Below are 15,768 nucleotides of genomic sequence, written 5' to 3' on the forward strand. Positions count from 1 at the left end.
GGGGCCGGGGCCGGGATCAGCTCCGGGATCAGGTCTGGACGGGGGCGTGCGCATGCTGTTCCTGTCGTACGGCGGCCACTTGGGCCGCGTAGGTGTCCTGGCCCTCGGCGGGCGAGCCGGGCAGTCCCGTCAGCCGGGGCAGCAGATCCCCGAAGGCGTTGACCTCGCCCACGGCGAAGCTCCGCCAGCCGAGGGCGGGCAGCAGATCGACCCCGACGCACAGGGTGCGGGGGAAGGCGGCCGCCGCCCGCTCGCAGACGGCGAGCGCGTCCGCCTCCCAGCGGCCGCCCGCCTCCGTCACGGCGGCGACGGCCGCGTCGAGATCACCGCGGGCACCGCCGAGGTGCAGGTTCGTGAGCGGACCGGCGGCCGTGCGGACCACGGCGTGGGTGGCCCGGCCGCCGATGACGACGACCCGCAGATCGGCGGAGCGGCCCCGCTGGGAGGCCTTCGGCAGCCACCGCTCGATGTGCAGGCCGTCGGGGGCCAGCGCGTCGACGACGGCGCCGATCACCCGCTCGTCCTCGTACCGCCGCAGGCGCAGCGAGTTGTGCAGGGCTCCCGAAGGGGCCCGCTCCACGGAGGTGGTGGCCCGGATCCGGCCGCCCGCGCCCGTCTCCACCGCGAGCACCCCGGAGGCCGAGGAGCCGTGCGCGAGCTTCACGAACGCCCGGCGGTAGCCGGGGAGGGCGAGGACCGCGCGGACCTCCTCCCAGCCGCGCACCGGCGTGCGGACGGCGGCCGGGCCCGAGGTGGGCGAGGCGGGGACGGGCGTCCCCGCGGCGGCCAGCACCCCGTGGCAGAGCCGCTTGTCGAACAGCACCGCCAGGTCGTCCGGATCGCACGTCAGCGTGCCGCCGGCCGACCGGACGTCCTCGGCCACCGCACGCACCGCCTCGGTGAACCGGCGGTACCAGCGTCCGGTGCCCTCGACCCGGGTGGTGTCGGCGGCCCCGCGCAGCAGCCGCTCCACCTCGGGGTCCTCGCCGGGGGAGTCGATCCGTACGCACTCGCCCGCCCGGAACACGGCCCGGCCGGTCAGCACGTCCAGCCACGGGATCACCCGCGCCGCCGGCAGTCCCGCGGCGCGTACGGCGTCCTGGAAGAGGGCGACCCGGCGGTTGCCCGGATTGCCGACGACGGCGAAGGCCGCGGGAGCGGTACGCGTCACTCCGCGACCGCGACGTACCGGTACACGGCGTCGTCATCGACGTCCGCGGTCTGGGGGTCGCCCAGATCCACCTCCACGCCGTGGGGGACGAGCGCCGCGCTCAGCCGCTCCCGGAGCGGTTCGGTGACGTAGTGGTGGTGCAGGTCGAGCTTGGTGAGATGGGTGAGGGGGCGCCCCGCCAGCAGGGCTTCGACGCCTTCGTCGGTCAGGACGCCCATGGAGAGGTCGAGCACCTCCAGCCGCTCCACGACCGGAGCGGTGGCGAGCGCCGCCGCGACCGCGTCCTGGATCTCGCTGTTGCGCAGCGCGAGCCGGCGCAGGGCGGGCAGCCGCGCTCCGCTCAAGAACGGCTCCAGGTCACCGACTTCGGCATCCCCGCCGTAATTGGGGGTGCCCAGCCACAGGTCGAGCCCGGTGAGGGCGGGGAACTCGCTCCGCGCGACCCCGGCCACCACCTCCTTCGGGAGCCCGCCGGCCTCCAGGCGCAGTACGCGCAGCGCGCCGTGCTTCACGGGCGGGAAGGCCAGCCCCTCGCCCCCGCGCACTGCGAACTCCTCGAGCGCGGGGTACGCCGGCAGCAGCGGACCCACGTCCGATTGCTGGATCCAGGAGATCTCGCACTCCTCGAACGTGATGTCGCCGACGAACAGCGCTCGCAGAGCGGGGAACTTCGGAGCGGCTTCGACCAGCGCCTCGACGATCCCGGCGCTGGAGGCCTCGTACGCATCGGACCAGCCGCCCACGATCAGGGCCCGCACCTGCCGGGTGTCCACGGACTCGGTGAACCGGCCGAAGGCCTGCGCCCACTCCTCGTCGGCGTCGTAGGTGGCCACCGAGATCCGCCAGGCCACGTCCCCGGGCTCGGGCAGCGCACGGGTGTCCTTGGGCCCCGGGAAGTCGAAGGCGGGCAGGCCGCCGAGCTCGCTCAGGTGGGTCCCGATGGTCATGTGCCCAGCTCCTGACGGTATGGCGGGCGGTGGTGCCCGGCCGCGCGGTGTCGTGCGACAACAGTTCTACCAAGCCCCACCGACAGCCCCGGCGGCCGACCGGGGGCGGCTCAGGGCCGCCCGGCTTTCCCCCACCGTGCCATCCGGAACTCCCAGGTCTCCCGGGCATCGCATTTCCGGGGGCAGCCGCAGGCGCCCTCGGCGAGGAGCTCGGCGCGCAGGGCCGGCGTGGCCCCCGGGTGATGGACGACGAGACGGCGCACCGAGAAGTCCGGCCGTCTCCAGAACCGACGGGGGGAGGCGGCCCGCTCCGCTTCGGCCATGGCGCGGAGCACCGGTTCGTCCGCCGCCGGGTTGAGCAGGACGCTCGACCGGACGCAGGCCTCCTCGTCGCGGGCCAGCAGGAGCAGGACGTCGGACGGAGCCGCGAGGCTCTGTGCGGTGTACAGCCGCACGGGCACGATGTCGTCTCCGGCGAACTCGCGCAGCCGCTCGGCCGTGACCCCCGGGTCGCGGGCCTCCTTGACCCGGGCATAGCCGAGCATCCGCTCGGCCGGGCCGCGGATCTTCCTGGGTGTCATGCGCCCGATGCTGCCACGGCGTGACGTCCGGTGGCCACGAAGTCCGGTGGCCGCGAATGCGGGTGGGCGCGACTGCCGGTGGGCGGCTCTCCCGGGGGAGGGCCGCCCACCAGGGTCCGGCGTCCGGTCAGCGCTTGCGGTAGCCGCGCGCGTCCTCGGCGGCGGCCAGGACGGCGTCGATGTCGCCGCCGATCGCCGAGGTCAGCGTGATGGCGACGGCGCCCTCCAGGAACGGCGCGTCCACGATCCGTGTGCCGTCGGGCAGTTGCGAGGGCTCCTCCCCGAGCAGGGCGTTCACCGTCAGTACCGCGCTGCCCATGTCGCACAGCACGGCCACGCCGCGCCCCTCGTCCACCGACCGGGCGGCGGCCGTGATCAGCTCCGCGCTGGTGCCGATCCCGCCGTCGGGGGTGCCGCCCGCCACCGCGAGCGGAGCCGGCTCCACCGAGCCGATCAGCGCGCCGGCCAGCGCGGCCACGGACTCCGCGACCGCCTTGCTGTGCGAGACGAGCACGATGCCGACGCGGCCGGTACGGGTCTTCGGCGCCTGCTCCCGCACCTGCGCGGGCTCCTCGGCGGCGGCCGGCTCCTCGGTGACGAGTTCGGCCTCGGGGGCGTCGACCGCGGCGCGCAGTGCCTCCATGAGCAGGGCCACGGAGTTGGCCCCGGCGTCCTGGTGGCCGATGCTGCGCTCCCCGAGGTAACTGGCCCGGCCCTTGCGGGCTTCGAGCGCCTCGGTGGCGTCGGCGCCCGCGCGGGCCGCCCGTACGGCCTCGTCCAGGGCCTCGCGCAGCGGCCGGTCCGCCTCGCCGGCTTCGGCCAGCGCCGTCACCGCGGGGGCCAGGGCGTCCACCAGCGTGGCGTCGCCGAGCTCGGCGCCGCCCAGCTTCTGCACGGACTTGAGCCCGGCACCGAGCGCGGCCCCCAGCTCCGTCACGGTCGGCGTCCCGGTGTCGCCGAGCACCTTGCCCGTGCGGCGCAGCGCGGTGCCGAACAGCGGGCCGGAGGCGCCGCCGACGGTGTTCGTCAGGGTGGTGCCGGCCAGCGTCAGCAGCGCCCCCGGGGTGGTGGGCCGCTGTTCGGCCACGGCGGCGCCGACGGCGCCGAAGCCCCGTACGAGATTGGCGCCGTGGTCCCCGTCGCCGATAACCGCGTCCAGCTCGGTGAGGCGCGCGCTGTCCCGCCGTACGAGCCGGTTGGTCTCGGCGATCCAGCGGCGGAAGTAGGCGGTGTCCAGTGCCGCTTCCGGCGCGGTGTCCAGCACGGCGGCCTCGGCGGACGGGGTCGGGGAGGGCGTGGAGGTGGTCGGGCTGGCGGGCGTGGCGGTCATGGGGAAAAGCTCCTGGAGAGTGTCGGGAGGGGAAGAGCGGGCGGGGTCAGCAGCCCCAGCGCAGGGACGGGGTGTCCACCGGCGCGTCCCACAGGCGCAGCAGTTCGTCGTCGGCGCGGCACAGGGTGAGGGTGCAGCCGGCCATGTCCAGGCTGGTGACGTAGTTGCCGACCAGGGAGCGGGCCACGGTGATCCCGCGTTCGCCGAGCACCCGCTCGACCTCGGCGCGCATGATGTACAGCTCCACGGGAGGGGTCCCGCCCAGGCCGTTGACGAGGAGGATGACGGGTGCGCCGGCCGCCTCCGGAAGGTCGTCGAGGATGGCGTCGAGCATCGCCTCGGCGGTCTCGGCGGCCGTCATGATCTTCCGGCGCTCGCGGCCGGGCTCTCCGTGGATGCCGATGCCCAGCTCGATCTCGTCCTCGCCGAGCGTGAAGTTGGGGCTGCCCTTGGAGGGGGTGGTGCAGGAGGTCAGGGCGACGCCGTAGCTGCGCGCGTTCGCGTTGACCTTGCGGGCGACCGTGGCGACCTCGGCGAGCGGAGCGCCCTCCTCGGCCAGCGCGCCCGCGATCTTCTCCACGAACAGGGTGGCTCCGGTGCCGCGGCGGCCCGGTCCGTGCTCCGTGCGGGCGACGGCCACGTCGTCGTCCACGACGACCCGCTCGACCTTGACGCCCTCGTCCTCGCAGTCCTCCGCCGCCATCGTGAAGTTGAGGATGTCGCCCGTGTAGTTCTTCACGATGTGCAGGACGCCCGCACCGGCGTCGACCGCGCAGGTCGCCGCCGCGATGTTGTCCGGCACCGGGGAGGTGAACACCGGGCCGGCCACGGCCGCCGCCAGCATGCCGCGCCCGACGAACCCGGCGTGCAGCGGCTCGTGCCCGCTGCCCCCGCCCGACAGCAGCGCGACCTTCCCGGCCGGCTCCCCGGCCGCCCCGGCGGCCCGCGTGACGATGCCCTTCTCCGCCTCGACGCGGAGCCCCGGGTGAGCGGCGGCCATTCCGCGCAGTGCGTCGGCGACGACACTTTCGGGGGAATTGATGAGCTTCTTCACGGGGGCCTCTTTCCTGGAAAGGGGAACGCGGAACGGTTAACTCGTCACGCCGGTTCGGAGCGGAAATAGGAATTACGGGACGGCATGAAGTCGGCGCCGTCGCCGATCCGCCACCGTTCCCGGGGCACTTGGCTGGAACTTTACCCTGGCAAACCTGCGGAACAGCTCGGGTCCTTGGTCCCGGATCCGGGCGCGAAAAGGCCCGTCAGTGAGGGGACCGTGCATCTCTCGGGGTGTCGTAGGAATCCGTGATAGGGATGAATAAGCAAGCGCAATTGAATTCGCAATGAGGAGGATTCACGTGAAGACCGTCGGTACGCGCATGATGATCAGCCCGCCGAAGTACGTGCAGGGCGCCGGGGCGATGAACGATCTGGGCGAGCACACGGCCCGCCTCGGGACGAACGCCGTGGTCCTCGCGGACATGGGCGTCTGGGGCTTCGTCGACACGGCCGTCACGGATTCTCTCTCCGCGGCCGGGGTCAAGCTGGCCAAGGAGGTCTTCGGCGGGCTCTGCACCCAGAAGGAGATCGACCGGGTCGCCGCCGCGGCCGAGGCCGCCGGCGCGGACGTGGTCATCGGCATCGGCGGCGGCACCGCCATCGACACCGCGAAGGCCGTCGGCCACGCGCTCGGCGACATCGCCGTCGTCTCCGCGCCCACGGTGGCCTCCACCGACGCGCCGACCAGCGCGCTCGCCGTGATCTACACCGAGTCCGGTGCCTTCGAGCGCTACTCCTTCTTCCAGCGCAACCCCAACCTGGTGCTCGTGGACACCGCGCTCGTCGCCGGCGCGCCCAGCCGGTTCATCGTCTCCGGCATGGGCGACGCGCTCGCCACCTGGTACGAAGCCCGGGTCTGCGTGGCCGCCAACCGGGTCGCCATGGCAGGCGGTCTCGCCACCGAGGCCTCCCTCGCGCTCGCCCGGCTGTGCTGGGAGACGCTGATGGAGTACGGCCCCCAGGCCCGGCTGGCCGCCGAGGCGCACGTGGTGACCCCGGCGCTGGAGAAGGTCACGGAGGCCAACACGCTGCTCTCCGGCCTCGGTTTCGAGTCCTGCGGACTCGCCGCCGCCCACGGCATCCACAACGGGCTGACCGTCTCGCACAAGGTGCACGGCATGATGCACGGCGAGAAGGTCAACATCGGCACCCTCGCCCAGCTGGTCCTGGAGGGCGCCCCGACCGACGAGCTGGACACCTACCTGCGCTTCAGCCGCACCGTCGGCCTGCCCACCACCCTCGCCGAGATCGGCCTCGGCGACCCGGACCGCGAGGAACTCCTCGCCATCGGACGCGCGGCCACCGCGGAGGGCGAGACCACGCACAACATGCCCTTCCCGGTGACCCCGGAGATGGTCGCCGACGCCCTGATCGCGGGCGACTCCTACGCACGGGCGTACGCCAAGCGGTAGCGGGAGGAGGCAGGCCTGTAGGTGGGTAGGTAGGCAGGCAGGGTGCGGGCGCCGCAAGGGCCGCCGGCGTCCTACTGGGCCGTCCTACGGGGCCGTCCTACGGGGCTCCGGGCGCGGGCCGTCCCCCGCGCCCCGGGCCTCGTGGGGGACGGCCCCGTCCGGGTCCGCCGTGGTGGCCGCCGCGAGGGGGACCTCGGGGGCGGACGTGCGGGACGCCAGCAGCAGGGCGATGTCGTCCGGGCGGTCGGTGGAGTGCCCCGCCTCGGCGACCAGCCTGTCCGCCGTCTCGGTCAGCGGCGCGGGACCGGCGTCCGCCAGCGCGGCGCGCAGCCGCTCCACCCCCACGTCGATGTCCGCACCGGGAATCTCGACCAGCCCGTCGGTGTAGAGGGCGAGCACCGCCGCCGGCTCGATCCACAGCCGGGTCACCGGGTACACGGCCTCGGCGTCGATGCCGAGCACCATCCCGCCCGGCAGGTCCAGCACCTCCGTCCGGCCGCCCGGATGCCGCAGCAGCGGCTGGGGGTGCCCGGCCCGGACGGCCAGGGCGAGGCCGGTCGCCGGGTCGAGGAGGACGTAGCAGCAGCTCGCGAACTGGCCCGGGTCGAGGTCGATGAGCAGTTCGTTCGTGCCGCGCATCACCTGCTCCGGCTCGTTGCCGCTGAGCGCGAAGGCCCGTACCGCGCTGCGGAGTTGGCCCATCGTGGCCGCGGCGGCCACCCCGTGGCCCTGGACGTCGCCGATGACCAGCGCGAGCCGTCCGCCGGCCGTCTCGATGACGTCGTACCAGTCGCCGCCCACGTCCATCCCGGCGGTGCCGGGCAGGTACCGCCCCACCGTGACCACGTTCTCGCGGACCGGCAGCCGGTGCGGGAGCAGGGCCGCCTGGAGCCCGCGGGCCAGCGCCGCTTCGCTGTCGTAGCGCCGGGCCCGCTCCAGCGCCTGCGCGATCAGCCCGGCCAGCGCCGTGAGGACCGTACGCTCCTCCGGGCTGAAGCCGCGCGGGGCGTCGAAGCCGAGGATGCACGAGCCGACCGGCCGGCCGGAGGCGATCAGGGGGAGGAAGGCCCGGGCGCCGACGGCGGAGTCCAGTTCGATCCCGGGATAGGCGGCGGCCAGGTGCTGCATCGACTCGAAGAACAGCGGGCGGCCCGAGGTGAGGGTCTCCACCCCGGGCAGTCGCACGTCCAGCGCGACCCCGTCGAACCGGTCGAGGAATCCCTGGGGGAAACCGGTCTCCCACGCCAGGTGCAGATGCCCCTCACCGAGCAGGTAGATCGCCAACTGCCGCCCGCCGAAGGCCGGGAGCAGCTCGTCGGTGACCACCATCGACACCTGGCGGGCGGTCACCGCCTCGGTCAGCGCGATCGCCAGCGCCACCGGCCGGTACAGGGCCGAGGCCCGGTCGGCGGGCGAGCCCTGGCCGGAGGAGCCGAGCCCCGTGCCCGGCCGCACGAGTGACTCGGGTGCGTACGTGGGCGGTTCGGAATGGGCGATGGTGACGGTGACCCCGTCGATCGAGGGATGCAGCCCCACCGACAGCCAGTGCGGGGAGGGTCCGGCTCCGCGCGGGGCGGCTTGGAAGTGCACCGGAGCGGGGGCGAGGAACGCGGCCCGGAAGTGGTCCTCGTAGGCGGGGTGTCCGAGCCAGGGCAAGGCCTCCCAGAGGACCCGCCCCGAGAGTTCCGCCCCGTCGGAGCCGAGCAGGGTCGTGGCGGTGGAGCGGGCGCGGGAGTTGGTGAAGCCGATCACGCCCTGCCGGTCCACGGACAGGACGGCCAGGTCCAGCCGGTCCACGGCGGCGCGGGCGCCGGTGGCGGGGTTCTCGGCGGTGCTGCCCGCGGCGCTGCCGGTGGCGTCGCCCGCCCTCCTGCCCGCCGCCCTGCCCGCCGCGTCGCCCGCCGCCCCGCCCGCACCGCCGCGCCCCGCGTCGCCCGCCGGGCCCGGACCGGGGAAGCACACCGGGTCGCCCTCCCAGGTCACCTCGGCCCCGCCCGCGGTGAGCGCCGCGAGCTCACCGGCCAGCCGGGTGGCCACCGCGCGCAGCCGCTTCCGGTCGCCGGGTCCGACCGGGACCCCGGGGGTCGCGGGGCGCAGCACGAAGAGGACGCCGTAGCGCTCGCGGCCCCGGGTCACGGGCTCGTAGAGCGAGCCGAAGGGGAACGGCAGCCCGGCCATCAGCTGGGGGAAGCGCCGCATCGCCGACTCCGCGTCGGGCAGGTGCACGGACTGGCCGGACCGGTAGGCCTCGGCGACGGGGTAGGGCCGGTTCACCTGCATCCGCCACCAGGGGCGGAACAGCGGACCCGGGAGCCCGGTCACGGCCGCCATCAGCATGAGCCCCTCGGTGCCGGAGCGCAGGTAGATCCCGCCCGCGTACCCGCCGGCGGCCCCCACGGCATCGAGAGCGGCCCGCGCGAGCACCTGGGCCGTGGCGTCGGTGACGGGGCCGCCAGTGTCCGGTCTGGCCGTCACCCCTCCAGAATGCGCTCGGGCCGCTGCTTCCGCACACCCCGTGCGGGCCGCCTTCCGTCATGGCCGCCGATCATCGGACGGATGGCGGCGCGATCACCGCTCCGTGACCCGGCACGGACTGGTGGGAACCGGCTCCACGGCACGGCTGCTCAGATCGGAACTGGGCTCGCGGATCGGGTCCGTTGGGTCCGGCCCTCCTTCGAAGGCCGCCCCGTCCCCCTGGCCGCGTCGGGCGCCGGCTCCCACTAGGGCGCCTCTTGCTCCCTTCCCCTGGCGTGGCCGATCGGCCGAGGGGCGGGGCGGGACCGGGGGGCTGAAAGGCCCTGTCGATCAGGGTCTTTGCCCGGGTTCCGGTGCTCCTCGAACTGCTTAGGTTTGCCTAAGTGAATTCGAACAAGGAGGTCCGGTGCCGTCGCTCTACGACAGCCGTCCAGGGACGACCGTACGCATCACGGGGATCGATCCCGGTCAGGCAGGGGGGAGCAGGCGCCGGCTCCTGGAGTTCGGCTTCGTGCCCGGCGCGGACGTCACCGTGATCGCCCGGGGCGCCACCGGCGGCCTGCTCGTCGGGCTCGGGGACACCCGGGTCGCGCTGGACACCCGTACCGCCGGCCGGCTGAGGTGCGCCGGATGAGCTGTCACGCCACGGGGGCCGGGGCGGGTGCCACCGCCACGCCGGAGCGGTGGACCGGTCTGCCGTTCGTCGCCCTCGTCGGCAACCCCAACGTCGGCAAGTCCACCCTCTTCAACGCCCTCACCGGCGCCCATCAGCGCGTCGGCAACTGGCCGGGCAAGACCGTCTGCGTCGCCCAGGGCGACTGGCGCACCGCAGGGGGCCGCCCGCTGCGCGTCGCCGACCTGCCCGGCTCCTACAGCCTGCTGCCCGACTCCCCGGACGAGGCGCTGGTGCGCGACGTGCTGACGGCGCCGGAGGGGGAGCGGCCCGACGCCGTGGTCTTCGCGCTCGACGCGGCCAACCCGGCCCGCAACCTCTACCTGCTCTCGCAGATCCTCGACACCGACATCCCCGTCGTCGTCGCGCTCACCATGACCGACGTCGCCGCCCGGCGCGGCGCGCCCCCCGGCCCGGAGGCGCTGGCCCGCGAGCTCGCGCTGCCCGTCGTACGGGTGGAGGGACGCTCCGGGACCGGGCTGGACCTGCTCGCCGACGCGGTGTGCGAAGCCCTGGACGCGGAGGCCCCGCGCCGTGCGCGCACCTCCGCCTGGGCCGTCGGCTCGCCGGTGGCGGCCGAACTGGCGGAGCTGGCCGCGGCGGCCTCCGGGCTGACCCCGCACCCCGCGCGGTGGCTGGCCGCCGGCCTGCTCTGCGGCGAGGAGCCGCCCGAGGTCCCGGCGGAGCTGGCCCGGCGGGCCGGGGCGGCGGCGGACCGCCTCGCGGAGGCGGAGGCGGAGGCGGGGGAGGGCGCGGACGCGGGGGAGGGCGACATCGACGCCGAGCTCCTCGTCGCCGAGGCCCGCTACGCCTGGGCGCACGCGGTCATCGAACGCGCGGCGCCCCGCCCGGCCGGGGCCCGGCCCACCCTCACCGACCGGGTCGACCGGCTGCTGCTGTCCCGGGGCTTCGGCATCCCGTTCTTCCTCGCCGTCATGTGGGGCGTCTTCGAGGCCACCACCGTGCTGGCCAAACCCCTCCAGGACGGCCTCGGCGACTTCGTCTCCGGACCCGTCAGCGGGGGAGCCGACCGGCTGCTGGAAGCCCTCCACGCGCCTGGCTGGCTGACCGGACTGCTGGTCGACGGCCTGATCAACGGGGTGGGCCAGCTGCTCACCTTCGTGCCGCTGATGATCATCATGTTCCTGTTGCTGGCCCTGCTGGAGGACTCCGGCTACTTCGCCCGAGCCGCCTTCGTCGCCGACCGCCTGATGCGCACGCTGAAGCTGCCCGGCCGGGCCTTCCTGCCGCTCGTCGTCGGCTTCGGCTGCAACGTCCCGGCCCTCGCAGGCACCCGGATCCTCAACCGCCGCTCGCACCGGCTGCTCGTCGGCCTGCTCATCCCGTACATGAGCTGCACCGCCCGCCTCGCCGTCTACGTGATGATCGCGGGCGTCTTCTTCGGCTCGAACAGCGGCACCGTCGTCTTCTTCCTCTACGTGGCCTCCGTGCTGCTGGTCCTCGGCATGGGGCTGATCCTGCGGCCCCTGCTGTTCCGCGGCATGAAGGAGGAACCCCTCGTCCTGGAGCTGCCCCCGTACCGGCTGCCCACCCTGCGGGTCACCGGCGCGCAGGTCCGGCAGAAGCTCGCCGCCTTCCTGCGCACCGCCGGCGGCATCATCGTCGCGACCGCGGCCGCCGTCTGGCTCCTCATGGCGATCCCGGCCGCGGCCGGCCACGGAGGCTTCGGCAAGGTCGACGTCGAACAGAGCGCGTTCGGTACGGTCACCCGCGCCACGGCGCCCCTCGTGGCCCCGGCCGGCTTCGGCGACTGGCACGCCACGGCGGCGCTCGGCACCGGCCTGATCGCCAAGGAGGGCGTGATCTCCACCCTCGCCCAGACCTACTCGGCCGAGGAGGACGGCGATCCCCAGCTCACCGCGAGCCTGCACGCCACCTTCGAGGAGTCCTCCGGCGGGCACCAGCGGGCGGCCGCGCTCGCCTTCCTGGTCTTCATCCTGGCCTACACCCCCTGCTTCGCCACCCTGGCCGCGCAGCGGGCCGAGATCGGCACCCGGCTGACCGTCATCGGCTTCGGTATCCAGCTGACGGCGGCCTGGCTGCTGGCCGTCGGGGTCTTCCAGATCGCGAGGCTGGTGTGGTGAGCGGGGCCGGTGGGACCGGCGGGGGTGCCGGACCGGGCATGCTGCGCCGCCTGCTGCGGGCCTTCGAGGAGGCGGCCCCGGGCGAGGGGCTGGCGCAGATCGCGGACCGGCTGGGCCTCAGCCGGGCCGAGGCGGCCGACATGGCCGGGTACTGGGTGCGCAAGGGGCGGCTGCGGCGCGAGGAGATCGGCGCCGTGGACTGCTCGGGCTGCTTCTTCGCCTCGCGCGGGTGCACGGCCTGCCCCGACGGCTCCACCGCCGTCCCGCGGCCGTCCCTGGTCGCCCTGACCCCCGTACGCCGAGATCCGAAAGGGACGGCCTAGCTCTCACCGGGCCCGGGCCCGGGCCCGGGCCCGGTGCCGCTTCGCGTACGACCAGGTCACCGCGGTCATCAGGGCCGGTACGGCCAGGAGCGGGGCGAAGACGAAGCCCCACACGGTCTGCGGCGTACCGCTCGCCAGGTAGCTGTGGCTGTCGACGGTGAAGAGGACCGACAGCGCCCCCAGGACCAGGACGCCCGAGGCGGTCCAGGCCAGTGGGGCGAGGACTCCGGGGCGCAGCGGCCGCCACCGGTCGCTGACGAGCAGCACCGGTGACAGCGCGGCCAGTTCCGCGAGGACGGCGAGCCCGACCACGTAGGCGATGCCCCGGCCCGGGATGCCGTAGACCTCGCGCAGCACCTGGTCGCCGTAGCCCACGTAGACCCCGGATGCCATGGCGATGCGCCACAGGCCGGACGGGACGGCGCAGAGGGCGATGGCGTGCGCGGCCCGGCGGGCCCAGGCGGGCGCGGGTGCGGCGGCGGGCAGAGGGCTGATCGCTGTCGTTGTCATGCACACCATGCTGGCCGCGGACGGGGCGGCCGCGCGTCACCCGTGACGGCGGACCGTATCCGCCCGGCAGACGAGGGCGCGGCCCCGTAAGCCGTACGGACTGATCCGAACGCATCCCCCGTCCGGGGGAGGTCCGGGGTGGGGGGCCGTCGGCCGGGGCCGCGGCCGGGCAGGCTTGCGGGCATGCGACAGCCGTACGACTCGTCCACGCCCCCGCCGGCCTTCTCGGTCGCCGACGCCTTCACCCTGCGCACCGCCCTGGACGCCCTCGGCGGCGTCCGCGGGCTCGACACCCTCGACATGGCCTGCGGACACGGCACCACCACCCGGCTGCTGGCGAGCGCCGGGGCCCGCCGGACGGTCGGCGTGGACAGCTGCCCCGAGCGCATCCGCCGGGCCCGGGAGACCGGCGCGGACCTCTCGCACGCCGTCGAGTACGTCGTCGCGGACGCGGCGGCCGGCCTGCCGGCCCTGGGTCCGTTCGACCTGGCCACGGCCGTGTACCTCTTCAACCAGGCCCACGACCGCACCGCCCTGCACGCCATGTTCCGCGCCGTCCGCACCACCCTGCGCCCCGGCGGTCGGCTGCTCGCCATTGTGCCGAACCCGGGGGCCTTCCCCTACGCGGACTGGGAGCCGTACGGGATCAGCGTCGTCGAGCGATCTCCCGGCGGGGACGCACCGCTGCTGCGGGCCCGGCTGGAGACCGACCCGCCGGTGCCGTTCGAATGCCGCGAGTGGGCCCACGCCGACTTCGCGGAGGCCGCGGCCGACGCCGGCTTCGCCACCGTGACCTGGCAGCCGACCCGGACCCCGCCCGCGTGCGAGACCCGGGACGAGACCTACTGGGCCCGCTACCGCACGGCCCCCGTCGGCTCCCTGATGAACTGCGTGGCCTGAGCGGCCGCCGTCGTGGCGTGTGTGCCCGGCGGCCGCGGCTCAGGACTCCGCCGCCGCCGCGCGGACCAGCTCCACGATCCGGTCACGGGCCGCCCGGCCCTCCGGGAGCGGCATCAGGGGATAGTCGTGCGGCAGCCCCGGCTCCTCGATGAACTCCACCTCGCCGCCGGCCGCCCGCGCCTTGTTCAGCAGTTCGCGACTGTCGGTCGTCAGGACGTCCCGCGTGCCCGTGAACACCGTCAGCGGGGCCAGCCCCGCGAACGACCCGTGCAGCGGGCTCACCCGGGGATCGTCGGCCGCCAGGTTGCCCGCGTACAGCCGCCCGGCCTCCCGCAGGCCCGGGCGGGCCAGCATCGGGTCGCCCGCCTCGATGGCCGCCTGGTCGGGGTGGCTCATGGACACGTCCAGCCAGGGCGAGATCAGCACGATCCGCGAAGGCTGCGCCCCGTTGCGGTCGCGCAGCCGCTGCGCCGCGGCCAGTGCCAGCCCGCCGCCCGCCGAATCCCCGAGGAGCACCGTGCCGCCGGCGCCCCCGCTCGCGATCAGGCCGCTGAGCAGATCGGCGGCGACCGGGACGGTCCGGTCGGCGGTTCCGCGCGGGGCCAGGATGTACGCCGGCACCACCACCCGGGCCTGCGCCTGCGTGACCAGGGTCCGGATCAGCGACCAGTGCGGCCGGACCAGTTCGTTGATGTACCCGCCGCCGTGCACGTACAGCACCCGCGCGGCCGGTTCCACGCCGAGCGGCGAGACCTCGTACACCGGCCAGGCCCCGACGAACGTCCGCGAGACCTCCGCCACCCGGCCCAGCGAACGCGGCGGAAGGTGCGACGCGGGGCGCCGCATCGACTCCGCCACATGGGTACGGACCGCCTCGGCGCTCCCGAACCGTCTTCGCCGTCCCGCCGCGATCAGCGCGACCGAAAGCGCCCTGCTGCGCAGACTCGGCACGCCCCTCACCTCCCCATACCCGGCCCGGCCCACTCCCCGGCCCCTGCCCGTCACCCCAGGAGCATAGGCGTGAAGCTGCGCTGTGGACCCGCTTAAGAAATCCTCGATGGACTGATCACCCGCAGGTCGGCAGATTGGTGCCGTCCGAACGCTGCCCGGCCCGCACGCCCCGTAGCGCTTCCTTCCGCATGCCTGGAGCCACCCCCATGAAGGCACTCGTCAAGCACAAGGCCGAGCCCGGTCTGTGGCTCATGGACGTTCCCGAGCCCGAGTACGGCCCCGGCGACGTGCTGATCAAGGTGCTGCGCACCGGCATCTGCGGGACGGACCTGCACATCCGGTCCTGGGACGGCTGGGCCCAGGGGGCCGTCAAGACCCCGCTGGTGCTCGGTCACGAGTTCGTCGGCGAGGTGGCCGCGCTCGGCGCGGACGTCCACGAGGACATCGAGGTCGGCGCGCTGGTCAGCGGCGAGGGCCACCTGGTGTGCGGGAAGTGCCGCAACTGTCTGGCCGGGCGCCGCCACCTGTGCCGCAGCACGATCGGGCTCGGGGTGGGCCGCGACGGCGCCTTCGCCGAGTACGTCGTCCTGCCCGCGCAGAACGTGTGGGTGCACCGGGCGAAGGTTGACCTCGACGTCGCGGCGATCTTCGACCCGTTCGGCAACGCCGTGCACACGGCGCTCTCGTTCCCGCTGGTCGGCGAGGACGTACTGATCACCGGCGCGGGCCCGATCGGCATCATGGCGGCGGCCGTGGCCCGGCACGCGGGAGCGCGCAACGTGGTCATCACCGACGTCAGCCCGGAGCGTCTGGAGATCGCCCGCAAGGCCGGCGCCACCCTCGCGCTCGACGTCTCGAAGGCGACCATCGCCGACGCGCAGGCCCAGCTCGGCCTGCGCGAGGGCTTCGACATCGGCCTGGAGATGTCCGGCCGCGGCGAGGCCATGCGCGACATGATCGACAACATGACGCACGGCGGCCGGATCGCCATGCTGGGCCTGCCGGCGCAGGAGTTCGCCGTCGACTGGGCCAAGGTCGTCACCTCGATGATCACGATCAAGGGCATCTACGGCCGCGAGATGTTCGAGACCTGGTACGCGATGACCGTGCTGCTGGAGGGCGGGCTCGACCTCAGCCCCGTCATCACCGGCCGGTACGCCTACGGGGACTTCGAGGCCGCCTTCGACGAGGCGGCGACGGCCCGCAGCGGCAAGATCATCCTGGACTGGACCCAGGCGTAGCCCTCCGGGCACAGCCGCCCGGGCGGGCGGCCCCCACAGACCATCTCCCTCCGGCCGGGCCCCGCATCACCCCCCTCCGCGGGGCCCGGCCCC

14 protein-coding genes are annotated in these 15,768 nt (G+C 74.5%); 6 read left to right on the forward strand and 8 right to left on the reverse strand.

Annotated elements, in window-relative coordinates:
• Positions 1 to 28: 28 nt before the first annotated feature.
• The 5 genes from OG730_RS36595 to dhaK all read right to left on the reverse strand — a co-directional run bounded on the left by OG730_RS36595 (position 29) and on the right by dhaK (position 5,083).
• Positions 29 to 1,171 carry an STM4014 family protein gene (locus OG730_RS36595; RefSeq protein WP_327308284.1) on the reverse strand — a complete coding sequence of 381 codons (1,143 nt, stop codon included), beginning with the start codon at positions 1,169 to 1,171 and terminating at the stop codon, positions 29 to 31.
• The gene (locus OG730_RS36600) at positions 1,168 to 2,118 is read right to left on the reverse strand and encodes an STM4015 family protein (RefSeq protein ID WP_327308285.1); all 951 of its coding nucleotides are present in this window, start codon (positions 2,116 to 2,118) and stop codon (positions 1,168 to 1,170) included. The genes OG730_RS36595 and OG730_RS36600 overlap by 4 nt, the downstream gene beginning before the upstream one ends.
• A gap of 110 nt (positions 2,119 to 2,228) precedes the next feature.
• The gene (locus tag OG730_RS36605; protein WP_327308286.1) at positions 2,229 to 2,699 is read right to left on the reverse strand and encodes a hypothetical protein; all 471 of its coding nucleotides are present in this window, start codon (positions 2,697 to 2,699) and stop codon (positions 2,229 to 2,231) included.
• A gap of 127 nt (positions 2,700 to 2,826) precedes the next feature.
• Positions 2,827 to 4,029, reverse strand: coding sequence for a dihydroxyacetone kinase subunit DhaL (dhaL, locus tag OG730_RS44380; protein ID WP_442815139.1), 1,203 nt, complete (start codon positions 4,027 to 4,029; stop codon positions 2,827 to 2,829).
• Positions 4,030 to 4,075: 46 nt separating this feature from the next.
• Complete coding sequence (gene dhaK / locus OG730_RS36620; RefSeq protein WP_327308287.1) at positions 4,076 to 5,083, reverse strand: dihydroxyacetone kinase subunit DhaK; 1,008 nt, start codon at positions 5,081 to 5,083, stop codon at positions 4,076 to 4,078.
• A gap of 301 nt (positions 5,084 to 5,384) precedes the next feature.
• Between dhaK and OG730_RS36625 the strand changes: the two genes are divergently transcribed.
• The gene (locus OG730_RS36625) at positions 5,385 to 6,497 is read left to right on the forward strand and encodes a glycerol dehydrogenase (protein ID WP_327308288.1); all 1,113 of its coding nucleotides are present in this window, start codon (positions 5,385 to 5,387) and stop codon (positions 6,495 to 6,497) included.
• Between the two features lie 84 nt (positions 6,498 to 6,581).
• Here the strand turns inward: OG730_RS36625 and OG730_RS36630 are convergent, their stop codons facing one another.
• Positions 6,582 to 8,972 carry a SpoIIE family protein phosphatase gene (locus OG730_RS36630; protein ID WP_327308289.1) on the reverse strand — a complete coding sequence of 797 codons (2,391 nt, stop codon included), beginning with the start codon at positions 8,970 to 8,972 and terminating at the stop codon, positions 6,582 to 6,584.
• A gap of 406 nt (positions 8,973 to 9,378) precedes the next feature.
• Between OG730_RS36630 and OG730_RS36635 the strand changes: the two genes are divergently transcribed.
• From OG730_RS36635 to OG730_RS36645, 3 genes are read left to right on the forward strand one after another with little or no spacing between them, the layout of a single operon-like run.
• Positions 9,379 to 9,606, forward strand: a complete 228-nt coding sequence (locus tag OG730_RS36635; protein WP_267039656.1) for a FeoA family protein — start codon at positions 9,379 to 9,381, stop codon at positions 9,604 to 9,606.
• Positions 9,603 to 11,750: a ferrous iron transport protein B gene (gene feoB / locus OG730_RS36640; protein WP_327308290.1), complete on the forward strand. Its 2,148-nt coding sequence runs from the start codon at positions 9,603 to 9,605 to the stop codon at positions 11,748 to 11,750. Before OG730_RS36635 ends, feoB begins: the two co-directional genes overlap by 4 nt.
• On the forward strand, positions 11,747 to 12,073 hold the full coding sequence (locus OG730_RS36645) for a helix-turn-helix domain-containing protein (protein WP_327308291.1): 327 nt from the start codon (positions 11,747 to 11,749) through the stop codon (positions 12,071 to 12,073). Before feoB ends, OG730_RS36645 begins: the two co-directional genes overlap by 4 nt.
• A 3-nt stretch (positions 12,074 to 12,076) precedes the next feature.
• Here the strand turns inward: OG730_RS36645 and OG730_RS36650 are convergent, their stop codons facing one another.
• A complete protein-coding gene (locus tag OG730_RS36650) occupies positions 12,077 to 12,583 on the reverse strand; it encodes a hypothetical protein (RefSeq protein WP_327308292.1) in 507 nt (168 codons plus the stop codon).
• 183 nt (positions 12,584 to 12,766) lie between these two features.
• On the opposite strand from OG730_RS36650, the gene OG730_RS36655 reads away from it, so the two are divergent.
• A complete protein-coding gene (locus OG730_RS36655; protein WP_327308293.1) occupies positions 12,767 to 13,483 on the forward strand; it encodes a class I SAM-dependent methyltransferase in 717 nt (238 codons plus the stop codon).
• Between the two features lie 39 nt (positions 13,484 to 13,522).
• On the opposite strand, the gene OG730_RS36660 is transcribed toward OG730_RS36655, so the two are convergent.
• On the reverse strand, positions 13,523 to 14,434 hold the full coding sequence (locus OG730_RS36660; protein ID WP_327308294.1) for an alpha/beta hydrolase fold domain-containing protein: 912 nt from the start codon (positions 14,432 to 14,434) through the stop codon (positions 13,523 to 13,525).
• 206 nt (positions 14,435 to 14,640) lie between these two features.
• Between OG730_RS36660 and tdh the strand changes: the two genes are divergently transcribed.
• On the forward strand, positions 14,641 to 15,675 hold the full coding sequence (gene tdh, locus OG730_RS36665) for an L-threonine 3-dehydrogenase (RefSeq protein ID WP_327308295.1): 1,035 nt from the start codon (positions 14,641 to 14,643) through the stop codon (positions 15,673 to 15,675).
• The last annotated feature ends 93 nt before the right edge of the window (positions 15,676 to 15,768 follow it).

Source organism: Streptomyces sp. NBC_01298, from assembly GCF_035978755.1.
In the GTDB taxonomy this organism is placed as follows: domain Bacteria; phylum Actinomycetota; class Actinomycetes; order Streptomycetales; family Streptomycetaceae; genus Streptomyces.